General features: G+C 69.3%; 23 protein-coding genes. 7 read left to right on the forward strand and 16 right to left on the reverse strand.

Translation table 11 applies throughout. The features are described 5' to 3' along the window. Positions 1 to 79: 79 nt before the first annotated feature. A complete protein-coding gene (locus H5407_RS01150) occupies positions 80 to 628 on the forward strand; it encodes a DUF2799 domain-containing protein (RefSeq protein ID WP_183102568.1) in 549 nt (182 codons plus the stop codon). A gap of 49 nt (positions 629 to 677) precedes the next feature. Here H5407_RS01150 and H5407_RS01155 read toward each other — a convergent pair whose 3' ends face one another. Continuing rightward, entirely contained in the window at positions 678 to 1,058 is a 381-nt protein-coding gene (locus H5407_RS01155) for a hypothetical protein (protein WP_183102569.1), read from the reverse strand. 44 nt (positions 1,059 to 1,102) lie between these two features. Beyond that, the gene (locus H5407_RS01160) at positions 1,103 to 1,498 is read right to left on the reverse strand and encodes a TraR/DksA family transcriptional regulator (protein ID WP_183102570.1); all 396 of its coding nucleotides are present in this window, start codon (positions 1,496 to 1,498) and stop codon (positions 1,103 to 1,105) included. Between the two features lie 229 nt (positions 1,499 to 1,727). Between H5407_RS01160 and H5407_RS01165 the strand changes: the two genes are divergently transcribed. Both H5407_RS01165 and queA read left to right on the forward strand, forming a co-directional pair. Beyond that, positions 1,728 to 4,205: a YCF48-related protein gene (locus H5407_RS01165; RefSeq protein ID WP_183102571.1), complete on the forward strand. Its 2,478-nt coding sequence runs from the start codon at positions 1,728 to 1,730 to the stop codon at positions 4,203 to 4,205. A gap of 101 nt (positions 4,206 to 4,306) precedes the next feature. Further along, a complete protein-coding gene (gene queA, locus H5407_RS01170) occupies positions 4,307 to 5,371 on the forward strand; it encodes a tRNA preQ1(34) S-adenosylmethionine ribosyltransferase-isomerase QueA (protein ID WP_183102572.1) in 1,065 nt (354 codons plus the stop codon). 36 nt (positions 5,372 to 5,407) lie between these two features. On the opposite strand, the gene H5407_RS01175 is transcribed toward queA, so the two are convergent. After that, positions 5,408 to 6,007: a YigZ family protein gene (locus tag H5407_RS01175; protein WP_183102573.1), complete on the reverse strand. Its 600-nt coding sequence runs from the start codon at positions 6,005 to 6,007 to the stop codon at positions 5,408 to 5,410. Then, positions 6,007 to 6,915, reverse strand: coding sequence for an ABC transporter substrate-binding protein (locus tag H5407_RS01180; RefSeq protein ID WP_183102574.1), 909 nt, complete (start codon positions 6,913 to 6,915; stop codon positions 6,007 to 6,009). Before H5407_RS01180 ends, H5407_RS01175 begins: the two co-directional genes overlap by 1 nt. A gap of 173 nt (positions 6,916 to 7,088) precedes the next feature. Between H5407_RS01180 and tgt the strand changes: the two genes are divergently transcribed. Next, positions 7,089 to 8,249 carry a tRNA guanosine(34) transglycosylase Tgt gene (gene tgt / locus H5407_RS01185; RefSeq protein ID WP_183102575.1) on the forward strand — a complete coding sequence of 387 codons (1,161 nt, stop codon included), beginning with the start codon at positions 7,089 to 7,091 and terminating at the stop codon, positions 8,247 to 8,249. Between the two features lie 86 nt (positions 8,250 to 8,335). Further along, on the forward strand, positions 8,336 to 8,866 hold the full coding sequence (locus H5407_RS01190; RefSeq protein ID WP_183102576.1) for a hypothetical protein: 531 nt from the start codon (positions 8,336 to 8,338) through the stop codon (positions 8,864 to 8,866). Between the two features lie 35 nt (positions 8,867 to 8,901). Here the strand turns inward: H5407_RS01190 and H5407_RS01195 are convergent, their stop codons facing one another. The 9 genes from H5407_RS01195 to H5407_RS01235 all read right to left on the reverse strand — a co-directional run bounded on the left by H5407_RS01195 (position 8,902) and on the right by H5407_RS01235 (position 18,384). Continuing rightward, positions 8,902 to 11,169 (reverse strand): ATP-binding protein, encoded by a 2,268-nt coding sequence (locus tag H5407_RS01195; RefSeq protein ID WP_183102577.1) that lies wholly within the window; start codon positions 11,167 to 11,169, stop codon positions 8,902 to 8,904. 3 nt (positions 11,170 to 11,172) lie between these two features. Beyond that, the gene (locus H5407_RS01200) at positions 11,173 to 12,048 is read right to left on the reverse strand and encodes a phosphate/phosphite/phosphonate ABC transporter substrate-binding protein (protein WP_220800390.1); all 876 of its coding nucleotides are present in this window, start codon (positions 12,046 to 12,048) and stop codon (positions 11,173 to 11,175) included. A 172-nt stretch (positions 12,049 to 12,220) separates the two neighbouring features. Further along, on the reverse strand, positions 12,221 to 13,699 hold the full coding sequence (locus H5407_RS01205; protein WP_183102578.1) for a radical SAM protein: 1,479 nt from the start codon (positions 13,697 to 13,699) through the stop codon (positions 12,221 to 12,223). Further along, a complete protein-coding gene (locus H5407_RS01210; RefSeq protein WP_220800391.1) occupies positions 13,696 to 14,454 on the reverse strand; it encodes a prolipoprotein diacylglyceryl transferase in 759 nt (252 codons plus the stop codon). Before H5407_RS01210 ends, H5407_RS01205 begins: the two co-directional genes overlap by 4 nt. Then, positions 14,451 to 14,669: a hypothetical protein gene (locus H5407_RS01215; RefSeq protein WP_183102579.1), complete on the reverse strand. Its 219-nt coding sequence runs from the start codon at positions 14,667 to 14,669 to the stop codon at positions 14,451 to 14,453. The genes H5407_RS01210 and H5407_RS01215 overlap by 4 nt, the downstream gene beginning before the upstream one ends. An 88-nt stretch (positions 14,670 to 14,757) precedes the next feature. Next, complete coding sequence (locus H5407_RS01220; protein WP_183102580.1) at positions 14,758 to 16,659, reverse strand: MFS transporter; 1,902 nt, start codon at positions 16,657 to 16,659, stop codon at positions 14,758 to 14,760. Between the two features lie 11 nt (positions 16,660 to 16,670). After that, positions 16,671 to 17,456 carry a DUF2145 domain-containing protein gene (locus tag H5407_RS01225; RefSeq protein WP_310737595.1) on the reverse strand — a complete coding sequence of 262 codons (786 nt, stop codon included), beginning with the start codon at positions 17,454 to 17,456 and terminating at the stop codon, positions 16,671 to 16,673. Next, positions 17,453 to 17,872 (reverse strand): hypothetical protein, encoded by a 420-nt coding sequence (locus H5407_RS01230; protein WP_183102581.1) that lies wholly within the window; start codon positions 17,870 to 17,872, stop codon positions 17,453 to 17,455. The genes H5407_RS01225 and H5407_RS01230 overlap by 4 nt, the downstream gene beginning before the upstream one ends. A gap of 41 nt (positions 17,873 to 17,913) precedes the next feature. After that, entirely contained in the window at positions 17,914 to 18,384 is a 471-nt protein-coding gene (locus H5407_RS01235; RefSeq protein ID WP_183102582.1) for a YiaA/YiaB family inner membrane protein, read from the reverse strand. 305 nt (positions 18,385 to 18,689) lie between these two features. Between H5407_RS01235 and H5407_RS01240 the strand changes: the two genes are divergently transcribed. Both H5407_RS01240 and H5407_RS01245 read left to right on the forward strand, forming a co-directional pair. Next, on the forward strand, positions 18,690 to 19,442 hold the full coding sequence (locus tag H5407_RS01240) for a helix-turn-helix transcriptional regulator (RefSeq protein WP_183102583.1): 753 nt from the start codon (positions 18,690 to 18,692) through the stop codon (positions 19,440 to 19,442). A gap of 26 nt (positions 19,443 to 19,468) precedes the next feature. Further along, the gene (locus H5407_RS01245) at positions 19,469 to 20,062 is read left to right on the forward strand and encodes a TMEM175 family protein (RefSeq protein ID WP_183102584.1); all 594 of its coding nucleotides are present in this window, start codon (positions 19,469 to 19,471) and stop codon (positions 20,060 to 20,062) included. Between the two features lie 25 nt (positions 20,063 to 20,087). On the opposite strand, the gene H5407_RS01250 is transcribed toward H5407_RS01245, so the two are convergent. Genes H5407_RS01250 through H5407_RS01260 form a run of 3 tightly spaced genes read right to left on the reverse strand, consistent with a single transcriptional unit; the run spans position 20,088 to position 22,901 of the window. Beyond that, positions 20,088 to 20,756 carry a CAAX prenyl protease-related protein gene (locus tag H5407_RS01250; RefSeq protein ID WP_183102585.1) on the reverse strand — a complete coding sequence of 223 codons (669 nt, stop codon included), beginning with the start codon at positions 20,754 to 20,756 and terminating at the stop codon, positions 20,088 to 20,090. 16 nt (positions 20,757 to 20,772) lie between these two features. Further along, positions 20,773 to 21,975, reverse strand: coding sequence for a CaiB/BaiF CoA-transferase family protein (locus tag H5407_RS01255; protein ID WP_183102586.1), 1,203 nt, complete (start codon positions 21,973 to 21,975; stop codon positions 20,773 to 20,775). Beyond that, the gene (locus H5407_RS01260) at positions 21,972 to 22,901 is read right to left on the reverse strand and encodes a LysR family transcriptional regulator (RefSeq protein ID WP_183102587.1); all 930 of its coding nucleotides are present in this window, start codon (positions 22,899 to 22,901) and stop codon (positions 21,972 to 21,974) included. Before H5407_RS01260 ends, H5407_RS01255 begins: the two co-directional genes overlap by 4 nt.

Consider the following 22,901-nt stretch of genomic DNA (forward strand, 5'->3'; position numbering starts at 1 on the left):
AAGCCGCAGGACCGCAGCGGGCCGGGAATCGGCGAAGATGCGTCGCTGCAGGATTCGCAGGACGATCAGGAGCCGAGGAATGAACGGAGCACGCGCTGTGGGACGGGGGATGGCCTCACTGTTGCTGGCCGGGCTGGCCGGCTGCGCCAGCATGAGCGAGAGCGAATGCCAGCGCGCCGACTGGTACCAGAAGGGGGTGCAGGACGGCCGGGACGGCCAGGTCCGCGACCGCATCGAGGACCACACGCAGGCCTGCGCCAAGGTGGGCATCAGCCCCGACGCCGCCCGCTGGCAGGCGGGCTGGTCCGAGGGCCTGAGACGCTACTGCCGCCCCGTCCGCGGCTGGGAGCTGGGCCTGAAGGGCGAGTTCTACCGGGGCGTTTGCGCGGATCAGCCGGAGGGCGAGGACTTCGAGCGCTATTACGGCGCCGGCCGCAGCGTGCATGAACTGGGCCAGCAGCTGGATCGCCTCTACCGAGAGATGCAGCGCCTGGAGCGCGACCTGGCCGCAGCCAAGACAGACGAGGAGCGCCGGCAGCTGCGCGCCCAGCTGCGCGAGCTGGACATCGAGCAGATGCGGCTTCGCCAGCGCCAGCGCATGGAATTGCTGTCCGGCCCCCGGCCATGAAGAACGCCCTGGCGGGCCAGGGCGTTGCAAAGGGAGAGGCGCGGGGCGTTCAGGTCGGGGTCGGCACGCCAGCCATGCGGTCGTGCTTCAGGAAGTACTGGCGGGCCAGGGCGACCAGCTGCTTGTCGCTGGGATGATCGACGGATTCGTAGCCCACGATGGACGGCAGCAGCGTGGCGCGGTGCTTCTCCACGTAGTGCCTGAAGTCCGCCTGTGCCGTGGACGAGCCGACGATCAGGACCTCCGCAATGCCGGCGAGCGCCGTGCAGACATCGGCATAGAACTCATGCTCGCTGCGCACTGTGCTCCCGTGCTGCTTGGTGTGGTGCGTGTGCGCCTTGACCTTCTCAGCCTGGACGTGTTCGGCGTCGAACTGCAGGATGTTGGCGCTGTGGTGGTCCAACCAGACGACGGCGTGGAAAAGACTCATGCGGGGCTCCTGTGGATGGAAGTGGAGAGAAACGGGAACTGAGCTCAGAGCGTGGCGTGGTGGCCGCCGCCGCCGCGGGCCTCTGAGGCCGACTGGCACTCGATGCAGCGGGTGACCTGCGGGCTCAGGCGCAGGCGATCGAAGGCGATGGCGGTACCGCAGTCCGCGCAGTGGCCGAAGTCCGGCTCCTGCAGGCGTTGCAGGGCGGCATTGACCTCGCGCAGGGCCTGCAGCGTGGCATCGCTACGGGCCAGGTCCACCTCGCGGTCGGCCTCGTGCGCGGTCTCGCCGTCGGTGTCCTGCAGCAGCTGCTCGCGGGCATGGGTGACGCGGTCCTCGCCGCCCAGCTGGAGCTTGAGCTCCGTCTCCAGGCGGCTGCGCTGCGCGAGCAGGGTGGTCTCGAGAAGGCCTTTCTGGCCAGGCGTCAGGGATGTGCTCATGGTGAGGGCTCCTTGAGGCCATCGTTGCACTGTCGGGGCGCGCGCGCGTTGATGCGGGTCAAGTGTGCGATGACGCGAGACGTCGGGCTGTTGTCCCCCAACGTGTGGTGATGGCGGCCTGATGCTGCCTCATAGAATCCGCGCAACTTCGAGCTCGGATCGAGCGGCAGAGCCATCGTGCCTGCGCCATGCGGGTGAGGATATTCCAAGAAAGAGGAGGATTGCAGGCATGTTGGTTGAAGCATCGGTTCGATCCAGGACCCCCATCGTTGCTGCGCTGTTCGCCGGCCTCGTGCTGGTCGGATGCGGCGGTGGCGGGGATTCCGGCCCGGCGCCAGTGACGCCCCTGCCCGGGCTGTCGATCACCGCCCCTGCCAATGGGGACGTGGCGCAGGCGGTCTCGCTGGGCACCAGCGCCGCCATCGCCAGCGGCCTGAAGGCCAGCTGGGAGTTTGGCGACGGCAGCACCAGTACCGAGCTGGCGCCCCGGCACAACTATGGCAAGGCGGGGGACTACGAAATCCGCCTGACGCTCAGCAACGAGGCCGGCCAGACCCGCCAGTACAAGACTTCCATTGCGCTGAGCCGCCCGGGCATCGTCAAGGGGCTGGACTGCAGCAAGGCCGAAGAGAAGGGCTGGTGCTGGCAGCAACCCCAGTCGATCGGCAATCCCAGCTACGGCCTGGCCTTCGCCGATGAAAAGACCGGCTGGAGGGTCGGTGAGTCCGGCGAAATCTACAAGACCCTTGACGGTGGCACCACGTGGACCCGCCAGTTCATGAACGGGGAGATGCGCCTGGTGGCAGTCAAGGCCGCGTCCGCCAGCGATGTGTGGGCATTTGGCTTGCTGTGGGCGAAAGACGAAAACGTTCTGCTGCACACGGGTGACGGCGGCAAGACCTGGGCAGTGATCCAAACGGGCCGCGTGTTCAGCAATGGCTTCACCGGCTATGCCGGCCTCAATGGGCTTGATTTCCAAATTGCCCACCTTTACGGAAATGGCGGCCTGCTGGTCCGCGCGGCATTCGGTGGTTTGCGCTACAGCGGCGACGCGGGCAAGACCTGGTCCAGGGCATTCGCTGGACGGAATGAGTTCGTGACCGAGCAGGGCACTGTCCTCGGCCTCGACGGCGACTTCCTCGTGCGCCTGGACCTGGTGAGCGGGGTCAGCACGCGCGTGTTGCAGATCGCGCGCTTGGGCGGCGACCCGGCCTTGAACACCTCGGTGCGGATATCGTCGGCCGGTGGCGTCGTCCTGGCGACGAGCTACGCCTACGGAGGTCCTGGTCAGATCGTGCCGCGCCCCATGCTGTACCGCAGCGTGGATGACGGGCTGACATGGCAGGTGCTGGACGCTGCGCCACCCGCCGAATCGAAGGAGCAGGACTGGCCCGCCACTCTGCTGGCAGGGTCCGATGCCGGCAAGCGTCTGGTCGTGGCGTCGGGCGGCAGGCCCCTCGTGAGCGTGGACGGCGGCAAAAGCTGGCAGGCAGCGAAGTGGGACGGTACCGCCGGCCAGCAGCCCCTGCTTCAGCCCCCTTGCGGATCGAACGGCGTCCGCCTGGCATGCGCCTCCAGCAGCGAGGGGCAGTATCTGGTTTCCGAGGACCAGGGGGCGTCCTGGAAGACCCTCCCGGTACCGATCGCCCAGGCCGGTCTCACGGACACCCGGGACGTCGCGCGCGTTGACCGCCTGCCGGACGGTGCCCTGCTCTTCGTCTCCAGCAGTGGCGCCACTGGCCTGATGCTGTCTGCGGACGGCCGCTCGATCCGGACGATAACCAAGCCGTGGTCGAGCGCCATCAGCACGGTCAGCTTTGACGACGCTGGCCAGGGCTTGATGTTCCGTGCCGATGGGCTCTTCTACAGCAGCGGCAATGGTGGCCAGAGCTGGTCTGCACGGCCCAAGGCGACCGCGGATATCCGGTCGGGTACGTCGATGTCGCCCGCTTCCCTCGCACGACTGGGTGGCCAGCGGCTGGGCCTGGTGGATGGCGGCGGCCAGTTGTGGATCAGTGCCGACGGTGGCCAGTCCTGGGCGGTGCCGACCGGCATTCCGACCCTGCGCTGGGGCCAGATTCGCGTCCAGGACGACAGGTTCCAGTGGGTCGTTCCGCCTGCCTGTGCGGTCTATCTCTATGACGATGTGTACGTCTGCCCCAGCAACAAGACCTCCACGGTGCTGACCAGCGTCGATGGCGGTCAGCACTGGGCGGCGCTGGAGTTGCCTCTCAACCAGCCGACGGCCTTGCACCGCAACGCCGCCGGACGCCTGACCGCCATCGGTGAACAGGGCCGTGTGCTGCAGTCGGACGACGGCGGCAAGACCTGGGTCGAGCGCAATGCGCCGGTCAAGCGCTCGCTGCTGGCCTTCCACGCGATCGACGACAAGCAGTTCTGGGCCGCGGGCCCGGGTGTGGCCTTGGTCTCCGTTGATGGCGGCGAAACCTGGACATCGTCGGCGGCCCTGACGGCGGCGGACGCCAATCAAGAGGTGCTGGACATCCGCTTCGCCGATGCCCTGCACGGGTGGGCGGCCGGCCGTTACGGTCTGCTGCTATCGACGCGCGATGGTGGCAAGACCTGGGAACGTCAGGATGCCGGCACCAAGCAGCATCTGTTCCGCCTGGAAGTGCTGGACAGCCGCACGGTCTGGGCCATGGGCCACCATGGAGCTGTGCTGGCGACGGGCTCGGGCGGCTACTGAGCATCCTGCTGCATCCATCCGGTGCGGTGCCTGCTTGAAGGCATGGAACAATCCATGCCTTCGTCACCTGATTGGTACGGGTCTGTCCGGCCCTCAAGTCCATGAGCAGTCTCCCCCCCGCCGCGGCGCGCGAATTCAGCGTCAGCGACTTCGATTTCGAACTCCCTCCTGAACTCATCGCCCAGCATCCGGCGTCCGAACGCAGCGGCTCGCGCCTGCTGGACGGGCGCTGCCTGCCCCCGGTGGATCGCGTGTTCCGCGAGCTTCCTGGTTTGCTGAATCCTGGCGACCTGCTGGTATTCAACGACACCAAGGTCATCAAGGCCAGGCTGTACGGCGCCAAGGCCAGCGGCGGCGCGGTGGAGGCCCTGGTCGAGCGCGTGCTGCCCGGCACCCGCGAAGTCTGGGCCCACATGCGGGCCAGCAAGAGCCCCAAGCCCGGTGCCGTGGTGCGCTTCGCCGGGGCCTTCGACGCCGAGGTGCTGGGCCGCTGCGGCCCGGACAAGGGGCTTTTCCACCTGCGCCTCTCGGGCGATCCCTTCGAGCTGCTGGAGCAGCACGGCCACGTGCCACTGCCGCCCTACATCAGCCACGAGGACAGCGCTGACGACGTGCGCCGCTACCAGACCGTCTTCGCCCGCCAGCCCGGCGCGGTGGCCGCCCCGACGGCAGCTCTGCATTTCGACGAAGGCGTGCTGGCTGCCCTGGCCGCCCGTGGCGTTGACACGGCCCATGTGACCCTGCACGTGGGCGCCGGCACCTTCCAGCCGGTGCGCGTGGAGAAGATCGCCGAACACCAGATGCACAGCGAGTGCTTCGAGGTGCCCCCGAACACGGTGGAGGCCATCGCCCGGACCCGCGCTCGCGGCGGCAAGGTGGTGGCCGTGGGCACGACCACGCTGCGCGCGCTGGAGTCCGCCGCCCGCAGCGGCACGCTGCAGCCGGGCGCCAGCGAGACCAGCATCTTCATCACGCCGGGCTTCCAGTTTCGCGTGGTGGACCGACTGGTGACCAATTTCCACCTGCCCAGGAGCACGCTGATGATGCTGGTCTCGGCCTTCGCGGGCTATGAGCCCGTCATGGCGCTCTATCGCCATGCCATCGCCCAGGGCTACCGCTTCTTCAGCTACGGGGACGCGATGCTGCTGGAGCGGCGCGAAGGCTGATCGCCGGACCATGCGGGCACCGGGGCGCCGGCCCGCTCAGGCCGTGTCGTCCGGCTGCAGCCAGCCCAGGCGGCCCTGGCAGGCGTCGTTGAGCCGGGCCTGGAAGGCGGCGGCGTGGGGCTCCGGCAGGCTCAGCTTCATTTCCACCATGGCGCCGTGCTGCACCTCCAGCAGCTGTGCCTGCGCCAGCTCGATCTCGCGGCGCAGCAGCCCTTCCAGCGCATAGGGCAGGGTGCAGCGCAGGCGGGCCTGGCGCACGCGGGGGATCTTCTGGGCCTGCAGCAGGGCCTGGGCGATGCTGTCGGTGTAGGCCCGCACCAGGCCGCCCGCGCCCAGTTTGACCCCGCCGAAGTAGCGCACCACGGTGGCCAGCACGCCCTCCAGGTCCTGGTGGCGCAGCACGTCCAGCATGGGGCGGCCGGCGGTGCCGCCGGGCTCGCCGTCGTCATTGGCCGCGGACTGGCCTCCGGCCAACAGGGCCCAGCAGACATGGGCGGCGCCTGGATGCTGCTGCCTCAGCTCGGCCACGCGGCCCAGAGCCAGGGCACGGTCGGCACAGGGTTCGACACAGCCGATGAAGCGGCTTTTCTTGATCAGCAGTTCGCTGTGGACGGTGGAGGCCAGGCTGAAGGGCATCAGGGCATTGTCCCTCTGCCGGGCTCGCTGGCCTTGCCCTTGCGCATCCCCGCGCCTGGGGGCGGCAGGTCCAGGCGCATCTCCAGGGCCATGCGCTCGCCCACGTGGCGGCGGAAGATGGCGTCGATGCTGCCGTCGGCGACCAGCGATTCCAGCGCCTGGCGCAGGTGCTGGCGCTCGGTCTCGGGCAGCCGTGCCCTCGACATGATCAGGCCGTGGACGACGCGGTCCTGCGGCGCCCAGTCCAGCACGCTCAGCTGGCTCATCAGCGCAGGCTTTTGCAGCATGGGGCTCCAGGCGGTCGGCAGGGCCAGCATCAGGTCCGCCCGGCCGGCCAGGAAGAGGCGCAGCACGGTGTCGAAGTCCGCCGCCTCGACCAGGCGGCCCTGCTCGCGCAGCTGGCCGATGAAGCTGTCGAAGCCCGGGCCGTGCTTGAAGGCCTTGACCACCACAACGCGGCGGGTGCTGTCCGCCAGGAAGGCTTCGGGCGTTGGCAGGCGCTGAGCCAGCTCCTTGCGCATCAGGGCGAAGTTGCGGGTCTGGAAGTAGGGCACGAAGTCTGCGAAGCGCTCGCGCTCCGGCGTGGGGATGCCGGACACGCTGAGATCCAGGCTGCCGGCCGCCATGCGGTCCCAGATGCGCACCCGCGAATCCAGCAGCGTCCTGAACTTGCACCGGCTTCGTGCCTGCAGGGCTTGCACCACGTCCTTGTCGATGCCGGAGAAGCCGCCCGCCGCGTCATGGTGGTAGAGCAGGCCCAGCTCGTAGAAGGCCAGGGTGTAGGGGCCGCAGGGTGGGGCGGCCGTCGTGGACATCGTGGGCGCTGCAGCCGATGCGCCGGGCGCCAGCAGGGCCGACAGGGTCGCCAGCGCCAGCGCAGTCAGGGAAGAAAAGGACAGCAGATACATGAACGCGCACCGCCATGAGGGCCGCGAGCCGCAGGTCGCCGCCGGGTGTCTCCCTGATTCACGCAGTGTAGGAGCGGCGGCCGGGTGTGGATAGTCACCCCCGTTCATTTGCGGGTGACCCCGGTCCGGGCCGCGCTTGCCGCGCCCCGGACCACCCCTGCGACAATCGCGCCATGCTGAAGTTCGAACTCCTCAAGACCGAGGGCCGCGCCCGCCGCGGCCGCATGACGCTCAACCATGGCGTGGTCCAGACTCCCATCTTCATGCCCGTGGGCACCTACGGCACCGTCAAGGGCGTGATGCCGCGCTCGCTGGAGGAGATGGGCGCGCAGATCATCCTGGGCAACACCTTCCACCTCTGGATGCGGCCGGGCCTGGACATCATGAAGCAGTTCGGCGGTCTGCACCGCTTTGAGCGCTGGGACAAGCCCATCCTCACCGACTCCGGCGGCTTCCAGGTCTGGTCACTGGGCGAGATGCGCAAGATCAGCGAGGAAGGCGTCAAGTTCGCCTCGCCCGTCAACGGCGACAAGCTCTTCCTGACCCCCGAGATCTCCATGCAGATCCAGACGGTGCTCAACTCCGACATCGTCATGCAGTTCGACGAGTGCACGCCCTATGAGACCAAGGGCCACATCACCACCGAGCTGGAGGCCCGCAAGTCCATGGAGATGAGCCTGCGCTGGGCCAAGCGCTGCCAGGACGAGTTCAGCCGCCTGCAGAACCCCAACGCGCTGTTCGGCATCGTCCAGGGCGGCATGTACGAAAACCTGCGCGACCACTCCCTGGCCGGTCTGGTCGAGCTGGACCTGCCCGGCTATGCCATTGGCGGCCTATCGGTGGGCGAGCCCAAGGCCGACATGCTGCGCGTGCTGGACCACACCGGCCACCAACTGCCCGAGAACAAGCCGCGCTACCTGATGGGTGTGGGCACGCCGGAAGACCTGGTCGAGGGCGTGCGCCAGGGCATCGACATGTTCGACTGCGTGATGCCCACCCGCAATGCACGCAACGGCCATCTTTTCACACGCTTCGGCGACCTTCGCCTGCGCAACAGCCGCTACAAGAGCGACGAGCGCCCGGTGGATGAGACCTGCAGCTGCTACACCTGCAAGGGCGTGAGGAATGCCGACGGCACGGTCAGCGGCGGCTTCAGCCGCGCCTACCTGCACCACCTGGACCGCTGCGGAGAGATGCTGGGCCCCATGCTCACCAGCATCCACAACCTGCACTACTACCTCAACCTGATGCAGGAAGTGCGCGACGCGCTGGATGCCGGCGACTTCGACGGCTTCCGCGCCCGCTTCGCGGCGGATCGCGCGCGCGGCGTCTGAAGCGGCCCGGCAGCCCACCATGAGCGTCTCTCCTCGATGCGCGCATGGCTTTTGGCAGAGGGCGCCCAGCGGCGCATCATGAGGCCATGCTCAAGCTGCTGATCGCACCGCTGCGCTGGCTGGGCCGTCTGCTGATGGCCGTGATCATCCTCTTCGAGGAATGGGGCTGGGTGCCCCTGCAGCGCTTCATGGCCTGGCTGGCCCAGTGGCCGCCGCTGAGGTGGCTGGAGGATCGCATCCGGGCCCTGCCGCCCAAGCCGGCCCTGGTGGTGCTGGCCCTGCCCTTCTTGCTGGCGATTCCCGTCAAGCTCCTGGCGGTCTGGCTGATGGCCTCGGGCCGTGCGGTGCTGGGCCTGCTGCTGATCCTGTCGGTCAAGTTCGGTGGCACCGCCCTGCTGGCCCGCCTCTTCCACCTGACCCAGCCCGCGTTGATGGTTCTGCCCTGGTTCGCCCGCCTCTACAGCCGCTGGACGGCCTGGAAGCAGGGTGTGCTGGACTGGCTGCACGCCACGCTGCTGTGGCGCCAGGCACGGGCCCTCAAGCGCCAGCTGAAGCAGCACTTCAAGCGCTGGCGCCAGCAGTGGCGGGCCATGATGCATGGGGGCGCCTCGTCCTGAGCGTCGTCATGCCGCGGGCGCGGTGCCCAGCTGGCTCATGCGATGAGCGAGCGTTCCGGCAGGGCCAGTGTCACGCAGGTGCCCACGCCCGGCTCGCTGCTCAGCGAGAGGTGGCCCTCCATCAGCTCGATGATTTCCTTGACGATGGCCATGCCCAGGCCGGTGCCCGGGATCGCCCCTGACTTGTCGGCGCGATAGAAGCGTTCGCTGACGTGGGCCAGCTCCTCGGCCGTCATGCCGATGCCCTGGTCCTGGACGGCGATCTCCAGCCAGGGCCTGCCGCCTTCGCGTCCGGCGCGTGAGAGCGTCACCCGCACCTCGCCGCCCTCCGGCGAGTATTTGTAGGCGTTGGACAGCACATTGCGCAGGGCCTGCAGCAGCTTGGCGCGGTCGATGCGGACCTGCGCGCCGGTGATGTCCGGAGCGAACTCCAGGCGAGGCGGCTCGCGCCCATCGGCGGGCTGGAAGTCCTGCACCAGCTCGGCCAGCACCGGGGCCAGGGCCAGCTGCTCGTACAGGAAGTCCTTGCCGCGGCGCGACTCCATGCGGGAGAGGTCCAGCAGCTCGTTGAGGATGTGCATCATCGCCTCGCTCTGGCGGTGGATGCGGCCCAGGATGTCCTTCAGGCGGTCCGGCGAGGGGGTGCGCATCATCAGCAGCTCGGAGAATCCGTAGATGCTGGTCATGGGCGTGCGCAGCTCGTGGGCGGCCGTGGTGACGAACTCGCTCTTGAGCCGGTCCAGTGCGACCTGGTGGCTGAGGTCGCGGATGTGCAGCACCTGGCGGATGGCGCTGCCGCTGCCGCGGTGCAAGGCCAGCTCCAGCACCCGGTCGCGCGGCTGGCTCAGCTCGATGGACTGGCGGCGGTCCGCCAGCTGGTCGATGGCCAGCGCGGTCTGCGTGTCCACGCAGCGCGACTGCAGCGCGCGGGACAGCCCGGCGGCATCCAGGCCGAGGATGTCGGCGATCTCGCAGCCGGTGAGCGTCTCGAAGGCGGGGCTGGCGTAGTGCACCGTGCCATCGACATCGAAGGCCACGAAGGCGTCCGGGCTCAGCGCGAAGATGGCCTCTAACTGGGCTGACTGGCTGCTGAGCTGCTGGACCAGGTCGGCCACCAGGTGCGAGAGATGGGCGATCTCAGAGGGTGCCGCGTCGTGCAGCTGGAGCAGGTGGGAGAGATTGCCGCGGCTGCGGTGCTGCTCCAGCAGCTCGCGCATTGAGCGCATGGCGGCCGCGCGGGCGGCCAGTTCCTCCTGCAGCTGCGCGGCCAGGCGCTGCTCCTCGCTGACGTCGCGCAGGGCGTAGACCCAGCCGGCGATCTGGCCGTCGCCCGCTCGCACCGAGGACCGGCTGACCGACACGATGAGCGGCTCGCCTTGCGGCCGCTGAAGCACCATCAGGCCGCCGGTCTCATTGCCGTCGTCGCCTTCGATGTGCAGGTGGGGCAAGAGGGTACGCAGGCTGCGGCCCAGCAGAGTCTGCGGGCTGCTGCCCAACCAGTCCGCCAGCACCGGGTTCACGAGCACCAGCTCGCCTTGCGCATTGGTGGTGGCGATGCCGTCGGCGATGGCGGAGAGCGTCACCGCCGCCTGCGCGCGCTCGGCCTGCAGGGAGGCGGCAGCCTTGTTGAGGATCTCGAAGGTCTGGCGGAACTCCAGGGGCGCGGCGATGTCGTCCGCCATGCTGGCGAGCGCGCCGCCCTGGGTCTGCAGCTGCTGGCCGAAGGCCTGGATGCGGCCCAGGTTCCCCAGCCAGCGCTTGAGCGGGAACCACACCAGCACCACGCCGCTGGCCAGGGCGCTGAGAGCCAGGGCCAGGGCGAGCAGGCCCTGATGCCAGATCTCGCCTGCCACATGCCGGGTGTGGAAGCTCAGGCGCAGCACGCCGTAGTCCCGCCCGCCCACGTTGATGGGCAGGTTGGCATCTACCAGCTCCTCGTTCACCCGCTGCATCAGCCAGGCCGGGGCGCCCAGTCCAGGTTGCTCCTGGCGACGAACGTCGATGAGGGCGCCCTTCATGTCGATGAACCGGGCCCGGTCCAGGGCCGGGTGGTCGATGGCGCGCTCCAGCTGGCGCTTGATGGTGTCGTAGTCCCCGATCACCGCGGACTCGCCGACCGCCGGGCTGATCACCGCGGCCAGCGCATCGACCTCGATGATGGCCTGGCCCATGCTGCTGCGCGCGGTGTACCAGACGAAGCCGCCGAAGCCCAGGCCCACGAACAGCATCATGGCGGCCGAGTGCAGGAGGAAGACCCGAGCCACCAGGCTCTGGGGCAGCAGGGCGCCGAGGCGAAACGCCATGGCTCAGCGCAGTTGGGCGGGGGCGGTCTGGTAGAAGCGGCGGTAGGCGGCGTACTCGCTGCCATCGGAGGCAATGAAATGCGCATCGCCCGTCAGGCCCAAGGCCTGCGAACCCTGCTCCAGAATGGCCTGGCCGCGCGGGTCCTTGTGCATGTTGACGAAGGCGCGGGCCACGGCCTGCATGTCCTTTTCCGGCACGCGGGCCGAGGCCATCAGGGCCAGGTCGTGCAGGGCGTCCGAGCTCCACAGCACGCGGTAGGCCTTGCCCTCGCGGCGGGCGTGGCTCTCCGCCAGCTGGGAATTGGCGCCGCAGGCCGCCACCTTGCCGCTGTAGAGCTGGGTCAGCGCGCCGTCCATGTTGCCGCCGAAGACCACGCGCACATTGATCTTGCGGCTCAGCAACTGGGCATAGGGAAACTTGTAGGCCACCAGGGCCTCGGGCCCTGGGAAGGCGACATCCTTGCCCTCCAGCTGGGCCAGGTCCTTGATGGGTGAATCGGCCGGCACGATGATCTGGCCGTGGATGGGCGGTGTCATGCGCCTGCCGAAGACCCGCCAGCCCAGCTGCTCGCGCTCAGGGCTGAAGAGGTGGTTGCTGAAGACGAAGTCCACCTCCTGGGCCAGCACATAGCTGGTGGTGTCTGCCGAGGTACGGCCCAGCTTCAGCACCAGCTTCACCCCGCTCTTCTCCGACACATAGGCAATGATGGGGTTCCAGTAGCCCGCCATCAGCGGGATGCCGGCCTGGTTGACGGGGGAGAAGTTGTAGACCTTGTCCTGGGCCAGGGCGGGCGCGCCCAGGGCAGCGAGGCTCATCGTGGATCCCAGCTGGCGCAGCAGGGCGCGGCGGGAGGCATCAGGAAGCGTGGCGCGGGGCATGCATCACCTCGGTGGCGGCTCTTGAGAGGGCCATGATGCGTCAAAGCGGTGCGGCCGCCAGGGCGCGGCCCCCTAAAAGCGCGACTTTTCTGACCAGGGCGCGGGGCAGTATGTGCCCCGGCAGCCCCGCGGCCGTGCGCACCGGGCAACAGCAGGTCTGCCGCCGGCAGGCTCAGGCCTGGCGCCGGGCAGGGGGTTGCACCGGCTGCAGCCCTGTCGCGCGCCGCTGCGCGTGCTGGACCGCCAGCTCCGCCCGGATCGGCGCCAGCAGGTCGGCCTCCAGCCCGTCGCGGTAGAAGAGGTTGTAGCTCTCGAAGGGAATCATGCGGCCGTCCGGCTGCGCCATATGGATGCAGCTTTTCTTCAGGGCGCGGATGTCCAGCGACTGCGCGTCCATGAACTGCACGATCAGCACGCGGAACACGTCGCGGTAGCTCAGGTCGGCGGGGGCCGAGATCTGCGGCAGGCAGCACATCAGCTCGCTGAGGCAGCTGGCCTGGGACTGCGGTGAATGCTGGGTCGAGAAGAGCTTGAAGACCTGCGCCTTCAGATCCGGCTGGCGCTCGAACACGATGGTGTTGGCGGCACCCTCGACCAGGGTCTGCGGGTCCAGGAAGCGCGTCAGGGGCTGCAGCGAGCCCCCGGGGCCGCGCAGGGCGTAGGCCATGGCCAGGGTGTCCGGGTTGCAGGGCACGGGCACCACGTCGGCGGCCGTGAACACGCCGGACTGCTCGACGATGCGACGGCGGATCTCGCTGACCGTCAGGCGGTGGCGCGCCGCCTCGTAGGCCTCGACGCGGCCGGCGTTCTGCACCGGCTGCAGGGTGACGCCACGTACGCAGCGCCAGGTGCTGGCGTGACGGATGATGTCGCCGATCTCCTCGTCGTTCACCCCGCGCTTGACCGTCATGACGAGCGTGGTCGAGAGGCCGACGGCCTCCAGCCGCTCCAGGGCTTGGGCGCGGATGCGGCGCAGGTCGGCGCCGCGCAGGTCCAGGAGCGGATCGCGCTGCAGGGAGTCGAACTGCAGATAGACCTCGAAGCCCGGCGCATAGGCCGCCAGGCGCTCGGCAAAGCCCGGCTCCTGGGCGATGCGCAGGCCGTTGGTGTTGAGCATCAGGTGGCGGATGGGCCGGGCGCGCGCGGCGTCCAGGATCTCGAAGAGCTGCGGATGCAGGGTGGGCTCGCCGCCGGAGATCTGCACCACGTCCGCCTCGCCCTCGCTGGCCACGACGGTGTCCAGCATGGCGATCACTTCCTCGAGGCTGCGGTGCGTCAGCCGCTCGGGGCCCGAGCCGGCATAGCAGGTCGGGCAGCGCAGGTTGCAGTGGTCGGTGATCTCGACCACGGACAGGCAGCTGTGCTGCATATGGTCCGGGCACAGGCCGCAGTCGTAGGGGCAGCCGTGCTGCATGGGCGTGGCGAAGCGCTGCGGCATCTCGGGCGCCTTGACGAAGACCTCGCGGCACAGGCGGTAGTAGGCGGCGTCGTCCGCCATCAGCACGCGCTCGGTGCCGTGGGCGGGGCACCATTTGTCCATGAAGACCTGCTCGTCCTTGATCAGGATCTTGGCCTCCACGGGCCGCAGGCACTGGGTGCAGACGGACTGGGTGGTGTCGTAGAAGAGGTAGGGTCGGGTCTTGCGTGTCATCGCGAAGTCTTGCGGAGCCGAAGGGCGGCGCGGGCCACGAAGGGGAGATAGCACAGCAGCGCCAGCAGGCAGACCCACTGGATGCCGCTCAGGCCCAGCGCATAAGGCACGCGCACCGGCTTGAGTCCGTCGATCAGCAAGCGCCACAGCAGGTAGCCGGCCAGGAAGCCCTTGAAGGCAAGACCTGGCACCAGCGCCAGGCGATTCCGCCAGCGGTGCAGCAGGGCGGCCAGCGTGAGCACGAAGGCGATCTCGTACAGCGCCGTCGGGTGCCGCGGCAGGCCGTCGCCCAGGTCCAGCGCCCACGGCACGGTGCTGGGCAGGCCGTAGGTGTCGTCATGCAGGCCCGCCAGGAAGCAGCCGACCCGGCCCAGCGCAATGCCGATGGCCAGAGGCCCCACCATCAGGTCGCCCGTGGAGGCCGGCTGGCGGGTCAGCGCCTTGGCCAGCTCGATGCCGATCAGCCCGCCCAGCAGCCCGCCGACCAGGGACTGGCCCAGCCGCATCGGCTGGCCGCCCTGCCAGAAGGCGAGCCAGTAGTCGGGACGTTCGACCAGGAACACCAGCTTGTTGCCCAGCCCGGCGCCCACCAGCAGCCCCACCATCAGCGCGAAGCTGCCCTTGGCCGTCATGGCGGGCAGGCCGCTGCGTTGACGGGCGTGGCGGTACAGCGCGGCGCCCAGGGCCATGGCGGTGAACTCGAGCAGGCCGTGCAGCCGGGCAGCAGCGTCGGCGGACTCGGCGAGCAGCCTCACGGTTGCGGAGGGGGCGTCGCCGGGCCGTGATCGGGCGGATCCCGCCGACTCAGGGCGCTCGCCTTGGCCCAGCAGACCCAGCCCAGCCCGGCGGCGACCAGGCCGAAGGGCAGGGCGATGGCCGGGGCCATGGGCAGGAAGACGCCGCTGCACAGAGTCATCAGGCCGAATCCGGCAACGCCGAGCCACAGCAGTACCAGCACCAGTGTTCGCATGCTCTTGTCTCCCTGAAACAGGTCTGAGATCAGGACTTGCCTGGCCGGGTGTCGGGCATCGTCTCGACGCCGCGGCCAGCCGATGCCATCAGACAGCCAGCAGCCGCTCCACCTGCGCCTGCAGCCCCTCCGGCGTCACGTTCTCAGGCGCCAGCGCCGGCCCGGCCACCAGCCCGACGCGGCTGAAGATCCCGCGACGGAAGGGCCGCACCATGGCCTGCCCCTGCTCGATGCGGGAGAAGTAGGAGCCCCACAGGTTCTGCAGCGCCAGCGGCACCACGGGCACGGGCTGGGCCTCCAGGATCTTCATGATGCCGCCCTTGAAGGGCTGCAGCTGGCCGTCGCGGGTGATGCCGCCCTCGGGGAAGATGCCCAGCAGCTCGCCGTCGGCCAGCACGGCCTGCGCTTCCTTGAAGGCCGCCTCGTAGATGGCCGGGTGCTCCTTCTGCGGGGCGATGGGGATGCACTTGGCCAGGCGGAACAGCCAGCCCAGCACCGGCATGCGGAAGATGCGATGGTCCATCAGGAAGCGGATGGGGCGGGGGCTGGCGGCCATCACCAGCACGGCGTCGATGAAGCTGACGTGGTTGCACACCAGCACGGCCGCGCCCTTGAGCGGGATGTGCTCGTCACCCTTGAGCTTGAAGCGGTAGATCAGGCGCGAGAGGCAGAAGGCGAAGAAGCGCAGCAGGTACTCCGGCACCACCAGGAAGATGTACAGCGCCACCACCGCATTGGCCAGGCCCAACAGGCCGAAGAGCTGGGGCAGACTCAGGCCCGCGCCCAGCAGCACGCCGCAGATCAGGGAGCTGGCGATCATGAAGAGGGCGTTGAGGATGTTGTTGGCCGCGATGATGCGCGCCCGGTGGCTGGGCTGCGAGCGCATCTGGATCAGGGCGTACATGGGCACGCTGTACAGCCCGGCGAAGAGGGCCATCAGGCACAGGTCGATCAGGATGCGCCAGTGCGCATGCTGGGCGAGGAACTCGGAGAGGGTCAGGGCTTGCGCGACCGGCGGCAGGCCCTGCGAGGCCGCGCTGAGATCCAGCGCGAAGACACTCATGCCGATGGCGCCCAACGGCACCAGGCCGATCTCCACATGGCGGCGCGAGAGCATCTCGCACAGCAGCGAGCCCGTGCCAATGCCCACCGAGAACACCACCAGCAGCAGCGAAGCCACCTGCTCGTTGCCGTGCAGCACCTCCTTGGCGAAGGCCGGGAAGTTGGCCAGGAAGACGGCGCCGAAGAACCACATCCAAGAGATGCCCAGCAGCGAGCGGAACACCGCCAGCTGCTCGCGCGCCAGGGCCAGGTTGCGCCAGGTCTCGGTGAAGGGGTTCCAGTTGATCTTCAGGCTCGGGTCCGTGGACGGGCTGTGGGGAATCATCTGCGCCGTGAGCCGGCCCAGCACCGCCAGGCCCAGGGCGGTGAGGGCCACGTGATGGCGGCCCACCTCGGGCGTGGCGATCAGCAGGCCGCCCGCCACATTGCCCAGCAGGATGGCCACGAAGGTGCCCATCTCCACCATGCCGTTGCCGCCGGTGATCTCGCGCTCGTCCAGGTGCTGGGGCATGTAGGCGAACTTGACCGGGCCGAAGAGCGTGGAATGCAGGCCCATCAGCAGCACGCAGGCCAGCAGCACGGGTACGTTGGCCGTCCAGAAGCCCCAGGCGGCCAGGGCCATGATGGCGATCTCCAGCTCCTTGATGCGGCGCATTAGGCCGGCCTTCTCGAGCTTGTCGGCCAGCTGCCCGCTGGTGGCCGAGAAGAGCACGAAGGGCAGGATGAACAGCGCCCCGATGGCCAGCCCCGCCTGCGCCGGCGGCAGCCAGGAGAGCTGCAGCTGGTAGGTGATCAGCATCGTGAAGGCGAACTTGAAGAGGTTGTCATTGCCCGCGCCCAGGAACTGCGTCCAGAAGAAGGGCGCGAAGCGGCGCTGGGCGAGCAGGCTGAACTGGTTGCCGTGGGCTTGATCGTGGGCGTCTGACATGGCGGACTTCTTCAAGGCTTGATGAGGACGGCGGCTTCGCCCAGTCCCGCGCGGGGCAGCCAGGCGAACATGGAATCGACGGTGACGGTCTCGATATGACCGGCAAAGCGCTTGGCGTTGGGGTGGTCGTCGAAGGCCACATTGGCCATGCCGACGCGCGCCCCCAGCCGGGAAAGGGTGGAGATGCGAAGGTCGCTGGGCTGGTAGCCTTGGGCGCGCAGCCAGGCCTGGGCCTGGGCGCGGCCCTGCAGGGTGGGGTCGGTGGCCAGGGCGATGGACTCCAGTACCCACTGATTGCTCTGCTGGTAGCGGGTGGCCCAGGGGTAGGCCACCATGGAATAGCGGTGCTCGTGCACCGCCAGCAGGCGCTGGGGATCCTGCAGCAGCGGCAGCAGGGCCTGCTGCAGCGCGGGCTTCAGTACGACGTAGGCGGCCTCGTACCGGTGCGGCCGGTCCAGGAAGAACTCGCCCAGGCCCTGGCGGTAGATGGCCGCGTCGGCCGTGCCGCAGTGGTTGAGCTTGTGCAGCACGCGCCACACGGGCTTGCCGGCCTGCTCGCTTCGGTAGGCCAGGCCCAGGTGGGACCACTGCAGGCCGTACTTGGAGAGGTCCTGCCCCGCGCGGGCCAGCACCAGCACCTGCGCGCCGCTGGCGTCCAGACGCTGGGCCGTGAGCTGGGCCAGCGCCATGCCCTGCTCGATCTGCGGCCGGGTGAGCGGCTTTTCCTCGCAGGGGCGGCCTGCCTGGGCCGCGCTCACCACCGCAGCCAGCAGCAGGGCGGTGGTGCTGGCCTTCACTTGCTGACCTTCTCGTTGTAGAGCAGGGAGGCGCCGATCTCGTTGGGGATGAAGCAGATGGCCTCGCCCGCGATGGACAGCACCGTGCCCGTGGCGATCACCGAGACGGTGACCGCCGTCCCCGCCGACATCGCGGCGCCCTTGAGCACCTTGCCGGCAAAGCGGATGCTGATGCGGGCGCCGTCCGAGGCCCGCTCCAGGATCCAGACGGTGCCCTGCGCGCTGGCCTCGACGGCCACCACGGTCAGCACTGTGCCGGCCGACAGCATGGCCACCGGCGCCGCGACCGAGACGGCCACGGGCAGCATGGAGACCAGGCTGAGGTCGGCGGACGGGTCATGGGCCAGGCCGGGCAGCGGCGCGCACAGGGCGGCGATCAGGGCACAGGCACTCAGTCGGTGGCGCAGGGGCGTCATGGCGTGTCCTTTCAGGAAAGGGGCGGGGCCGGTCCGGCGGATCAGGCCGCGGGCGTGGTGTCCTCGTGCATCACCTGGCGCCGGCCGTGGTAGCGGGCCTCGGCGACATCGGCGTCATGGGCATCGCGCAGCATCTTGGCCAGGGTGAAGACGTTGGAGATCAGGTAGAACCAGCACACCAGCAGATAGGCCTTCCAGACTGGCTGAATCTCCATGCGCCACAGGCCCCAGCCCGTCAGGCCCATGGCCAGGAAGAAGGCGCTCCAGACCACCACCCGCCACATGGGCGTGTCCACGGGCTTGTCCTGGTTGTCGCGGATGAACTTGGCCAGCACGAAGGCAGTGGAGAGGCAGAAGATGTAGCCCATCACCATGAAGGCGCGGTCCAGATCCTCGCCTGGCAGCCAGGCCAGGCCGATGGCGCACAGGCTTACGCTGAGGCCGAAGGAGATCCAGACTTGCAGGCGCCAGGCGGCGGTGTCGCGGCGGACGATGGATGGGTTGTGTTGCATGTGATCCTCCCGGAGGTCGCTGGGCCCATGATCCGCCGGCTGCGGGGCCCGGTCCTCCGCTGTGTTGGTCAGCACTTCCAGCCGGCCGGCGAAGTATCGCCTCATGACTCCGCCCCCCCGAAAAGGTGGGTGCTGGCGAAAACCCGCAGACTCAAGACCGGGCGCCAGGCTGGCGGGACATGGACGGGCGCAGGGCAGGGATTCATGCCCTCATGCTGTGTCGATCCGGCCGCGGCCGCGGCCGGAATTGCAGCTTCGGGCCATCCCTTGGCACCGGAGGTAGCGTCTGCTGCTACCGTTGCGCCATGTCCGGAACCCATGACCTGCTCGCCCTCATCAAGGCGGAACTCAAGGCCCAGTCCATCAGCTATGGCCAACTGGCCCAGGCGCTGGGGCTGTCGGAGTCCAGCGTCAAGCGCATGTTCGCCAGCGGCGGCGAGATGCCGTTGTCGCGCATCGACGAGATCTGCCGCGTGCTGCGCTGCGACTTCGCCGAGCTTTCGCGCAGGCTGGCCGAGGCTCGGCCCCTGCGCCGCGAGCTGACGCTGGCGCAGGAACGCGCCGTGGTGGCCGATGACAAGCTGCTGCTGATGGCCATCTGCTGCCTCAGCCAGTGGACGGCCGAGCAGATCGGCGCCCACTACCGGCTCGACGAGGCCGAGGTGACCCGCTACCTGGCCCAGCTGGACCGCCTGGGCATCATCGAGCTGCGCCCGCTCAACCGCTACAGGCTGCAGGTCGCCAAGACCTTCCGCTGGCGTCCCCAGGGCCCGGTGATGCAGTACTTCCGCGAGGAGGTGATGCAGGACTTCTACGCCGGCGGCTTCGATGGCGAGGGCGAGCTGCTGATGCTCGTCCACGGGCAGTTGACCCCGGCCAAGGCCCGTGAGCTCAACGAGCGCCTGCAGCGCGTGGCCGAGGACTTCGCCCGCCAGCACCTGCTGGACCAGAAGCTGCCAGACGCCGAGAAGCGCCAGTACACCCTGCTGATGGGCATGCGCGGCTGGCTCTTCGAGCGCTTCAGGCACCTGCAGCGCCGCCCGAACGTCCAGACCTGAGACCAGGAACCCGGAGGACCCTCCCCATGCACAAGGCCCGCCTCGAAGCCTTCAGCGACGGCGTCATCGCCATCATCATCACCATCATGGTCCTGGAGCTGAAGGTGCCGCACGGCGACAGCCTGGCGGCCCTATTGCCCCTGCTGCCCGTGCTGCTGAGCTATGTGCTGAGCTTCGTCTACGTGGGCATCTACTGGAACAACCATCACCACCTGCTGCACGCGGTGCGCAAGGTCAGCGGCGGCGTGCTGTGGGCCAATCTACACCTGCTGTTCTGGTTGTCCCTGCTGCCCTTCGTGACCGGCTGGATGGGTGAGAACCACTTCGGTGCCCTGCCCACGGCCGTCTACGGCTTCGTGCTGCTGATGGCGGCCGTCGCCTACTGGCTGCTGGCGCACTGCATCCTCAGCGTCGAGGGGCCGGACTCTGTGGTGGCCCGCGCTCTGGGGCGTGATCGCAAGGGGACCTGGTCGACCGTGGCATACGCCCTTGCGCTGCCCCTGGCCTTCGTGCTGCCGGCGCTGTCGCAGGCTGTCTTCGTGGGCGTGGCCATCGTGTGGCTGGTGCCGGACCGGCGCATCGAGCGGGCCCTGCAGGCGCCGCACGACGGCACCCACTGAGCGGCGCGCGGCGCCGGCGGGCGCGTCACCAGAACTGCCAGTTTCCGGTGGCCACCACCCAGAGTCCCAGGGCGCCGTTGGTGACGGCGTGGGCGATCACAGCGTTCCACAACCGGCCGGTGTGCATGTAGATCCAGGCATAGGCTGCGCCTGCCACGATGGCGGCCAGCCACAGCGGGTGCACCAGCATGAAGGCGAAGGTGGCCATCAGCACGGGCTTGATCGTCACCCGCTGCGGCGGCACGGATTCAAACTGCGGATGTTCCAGCCAGCGCATCACGAAGCTGCGCCAGAACAGCTCCTCCATGACCGGCACCAGGGCCGTGGCGCCCAGCCAGCGCACGGCGATCAGGGGCCAGTCCAGGCGGCCGTCGGCCTGGGTGGGCACGAAGGGGGCAGTGGGCTCGCCGATCTGCATCCAGGGCGCGTCCAGGTGGATCCAGGCGAGGAAGACAGCCAGCCCCAGCGCCACGCTCCACAACCATTCACGCCCCTGCGGCCGGTTCTGGCGGTGCAGTTCGCCGAATCCGCGCCAGCTCCAGGCCAGCAGCCCGCCCACCAGCAGCAGGTTCAGGGCGTAGATCCAGCGGGCGTCGAGCCAGCCGAGGTCGGCCATGACGCCGCGCAGGGCCAGCAGGCCCAGGAAAAGCAGGAAAGGCAGGATGCGGGCCCAGGCCGCGGGGCTGAGGTTCATGAAGGCACCGAGAGGGTCAGGTCTTGCTTGAATCGGCGGAGGGCCGGGTCAGGGGGCCCAGCACGGCGGCATTGTGCTCACCCAGCGCGGGGGCGAGGCTGCGCAGCCGGCCCGGCGTGTCGCTGAGCTTGGGGACGACGCCCGGCACCTCCAGCCGCAGGCCCTTGGCTGTGGTGATGGTTTCGATCATGCCGCGGGCCCGGTAGTGCGGGTCCTCGGCGATGTCTCGTGCGGTGTAGATGCGGCCCACCGGCACGCGGGCGGCCTGGAGCAGGCGCAGCACTTCGTCCACCGGGCGCTGCACGGTCCAGGCGGTGATGGCGGCGTCCAGCTCGTCCACGCGCGCCGCGCGGCCCGCGTTGCCGGCCAGGCCCGGATCCTGGCCCAGGTCCTCGCGGCCGATGGCGCTCATGAGGCGCTTGAAGATGGAGTCGCCATTGCCGCCGATCACCACCTGCCCGTCGGCGCAGCGGTAGGCATTGCTGGGCGCGATGCCGGGCAGGGCGGAGCCCGCGGGCTCGCGCACAGCCCCGAAAGCGCTGTACTCGGGCAGCAGGGACTCCATGCAGTTGAAGACGGATTCGTACAGCGCCACGTCCACCACCTGCCCGCGGCCGGTGCGCTGGCGCGCTTGCAGGGCCAGCAGCACGCCGATCACGCCGTGCAGCGCTGCCAGGGTGTCGCCCAGGCTCACGCCCGCGCGCACCGGCGGCCGCCCCGGTTCTCCCATCAGGTGACGCAGGCCACCCATGGCCTCCGCCACGACGGCGAAGCCGGGCAGGTCACGGTAGGGCCCGGTCTGCCCGAAGCCGCTGATGCGCAGCATGATGAGCCCGGGGTTGTCGGCCGCGAGCGTGTCGTAGCCCAGGCCCCATTCCTCCATCAGGCCGGGGCGGAAGTTCTCGATCAGCACGTCGCTCTCGGCCGCCAGGCGGCGGGCCAGGGCGCGGTCGGCGGGCTCGCGCAGGTCCAGGGTGATGCTCTGCTTGTTGCGGCTCTGCACCTGCCACCAGACGCTCTCGCCCTCGTGGAGCATGCGCCACTGGCGCAGGGGGTCGCCGCCACTTGCTGTCGCGCCGGCCGGGGGTTCTACCTTGATCACTGTGGCGCCGAAGTCGGCCAGGGTCTTGCCGGCGAAGGGGCCGGCGATCAGCTGGCCCAGTTCCAGGACCTTGAGGCCGGCCAGGGGGCCGTCGTGCAGGAGGGCTTCGGTGTTCATGGCGTCTCTTGAGGCGAAGGGTCGATCGATGCGGCGGGCTTGCCGGCCGCCTGGAAGAACTGCCGCAGCGCAGCGATGGCGTGGCGCACCTTGGCGGGCTGGGCATCGCGCTGCGGGCTGAGGGCGTGGATGGGCAGGGTCGGCCAGGCCAGCTCGGGCAGCAGGGCCAGCAGGCGGCCGCTTTGCGCGACCTCGCCGACGTCGCCGGGGCTCAGCAGGGCCAGACCCAAGCCGGCCTCGCAGAGCTGCTGCAGGCTCAGTTGGTTGTTGCTGGTGGCGCGGGCCTGGACCTCCAGCACGCGGCTGCCCGGCCCGGGCAGGGGCAGGCGGTGGCGGCCGCTGGCATCCGGGCGCAGCAGCAGCCAGTCGTGGTCGGCCAGGGTCTCCAGCGTGGGCACGCCATGGCGGGCGAGGTAGGCCGGCGCGGCGTAGAGCGAGATGTGCTTCTCACCGATGCGCGTTCCCACCCAGGCGCTGTCGGGCAGGCGGCCGAAGCGGATGGCGAGGTCGATGCGTTTCTCGACGAGATCCGTGAAGCCGTCGTCCACCTCCAGGTGCAGGCTCAGGCCGGGGTGCGCGGCCAGCAGCGGCGCCAGGGCCGGCCCCAGCTGGCGGGCAAAGCCCACCGGCGCCGCCACGCGCAGCTCGCCTTGCGGGGCGTCGCGCAGCTGGTGCAGCTGGGTCTGGGCTTCGCGGGCTGCGGCCAGCATGGCGGCACAGCCCTCGTGGAAGCGGCTGCCGGCGGGAGTGAGGCTCAGCTTGCGGGTGGAGCGGTGCAGCAGGGTCACGCCCATGTCCCGCTCCAGCGCCCGCACCTGCTGGCTGACGGCCGAGGTGCTGGTCTGCAGCTGCCGGGCGGCGCCGGCAAAGCTGCCCTGCTCGATGACGGTGGCCAGCACGGCCATGCGCTTCAACTGCTCAAGCAT

The organism is Mitsuaria sp. WAJ17, assembly GCF_014174515.1.
Classification (GTDB): domain Bacteria; phylum Pseudomonadota; class Gammaproteobacteria; order Burkholderiales; family Burkholderiaceae_C; genus Roseateles_B.

Bases quoted from the DNA above. Each gene is read 5' to 3' on its own strand.
- H5407_RS01150 (WP_183102568.1), top strand. From the start codon at position 80: ATGAACGGAGCACGCGCTGTGGGACGGGGGATGGCCTCACTGTTGCTG.
- H5407_RS01155 (WP_183102569.1), bottom strand. From the start codon at position 1,058: ATGAGTCTTTTCCACGCCGTCGTCTGGTTGGACCACCACAGCGCCAAC.
- H5407_RS01160 (WP_183102570.1), bottom strand. From the start codon at position 1,498: ATGAGCACATCCCTGACGCCTGGCCAGAAAGGCCTTCTCGAGACCACC.
- H5407_RS01165 (WP_183102571.1), top strand. From the start codon at position 1,728: ATGTTGGTTGAAGCATCGGTTCGATCCAGGACCCCCATCGTTGCTGCG.
- queA (WP_183102572.1), top strand. From the start codon at position 4,307: ATGAGCAGTCTCCCCCCCGCCGCGGCGCGCGAATTCAGCGTCAGCGAC.
- H5407_RS01175 (WP_183102573.1), bottom strand. From the start codon at position 6,007: ATGCCCTTCAGCCTGGCCTCCACCGTCCACAGCGAACTGCTGATCAAG.
- H5407_RS01180 (WP_183102574.1), bottom strand. From the start codon at position 6,915: ATGTATCTGCTGTCCTTTTCTTCCCTGACTGCGCTGGCGCTGGCGACC.
- tgt (WP_183102575.1), top strand. From the start codon at position 7,089: ATGCTGAAGTTCGAACTCCTCAAGACCGAGGGCCGCGCCCGCCGCGGC.
- H5407_RS01190 (WP_183102576.1), top strand. From the start codon at position 8,336: ATGCTCAAGCTGCTGATCGCACCGCTGCGCTGGCTGGGCCGTCTGCTG.
- H5407_RS01195 (WP_183102577.1), bottom strand. From the start codon at position 11,169: ATGGCGTTTCGCCTCGGCGCCCTGCTGCCCCAGAGCCTGGTGGCTCGG.
- H5407_RS01200 (WP_220800390.1), bottom strand. From the start codon at position 12,048: ATGCCCCGCGCCACGCTTCCTGATGCCTCCCGCCGCGCCCTGCTGCGC.
- H5407_RS01205 (WP_183102578.1), bottom strand. From the start codon at position 13,699: ATGACACGCAAGACCCGACCCTACCTCTTCTACGACACCACCCAGTCC.
- H5407_RS01215 (WP_183102579.1), bottom strand. From the start codon at position 14,669: ATGCGAACACTGGTGCTGGTACTGCTGTGGCTCGGCGTTGCCGGATTC.
- H5407_RS01220 (WP_183102580.1), bottom strand. From the start codon at position 16,659: ATGTCAGACGCCCACGATCAAGCCCACGGCAACCAGTTCAGCCTGCTC.
- H5407_RS01230 (WP_183102581.1), bottom strand. From the start codon at position 17,872: ATGACGCCCCTGCGCCACCGACTGAGTGCCTGTGCCCTGATCGCCGCC.
- H5407_RS01235 (WP_183102582.1), bottom strand. From the start codon at position 18,384: ATGCAACACAACCCATCCATCGTCCGCCGCGACACCGCCGCCTGGCGC.
- H5407_RS01240 (WP_183102583.1), top strand. From the start codon at position 18,690: ATGTCCGGAACCCATGACCTGCTCGCCCTCATCAAGGCGGAACTCAAG.
- H5407_RS01245 (WP_183102584.1), top strand. From the start codon at position 19,469: ATGCACAAGGCCCGCCTCGAAGCCTTCAGCGACGGCGTCATCGCCATC.
- H5407_RS01250 (WP_183102585.1), bottom strand. From the start codon at position 20,756: ATGAACCTCAGCCCCGCGGCCTGGGCCCGCATCCTGCCTTTCCTGCTT.
- H5407_RS01255 (WP_183102586.1), bottom strand. From the start codon at position 21,975: ATGAACACCGAAGCCCTCCTGCACGACGGCCCCCTGGCCGGCCTCAAG.
- H5407_RS01260 (WP_183102587.1), bottom strand. From the start codon at position 22,901: ATGCTTGAGCAGTTGAAGCGCATGGCCGTGCTGGCCACCGTCATCGAG.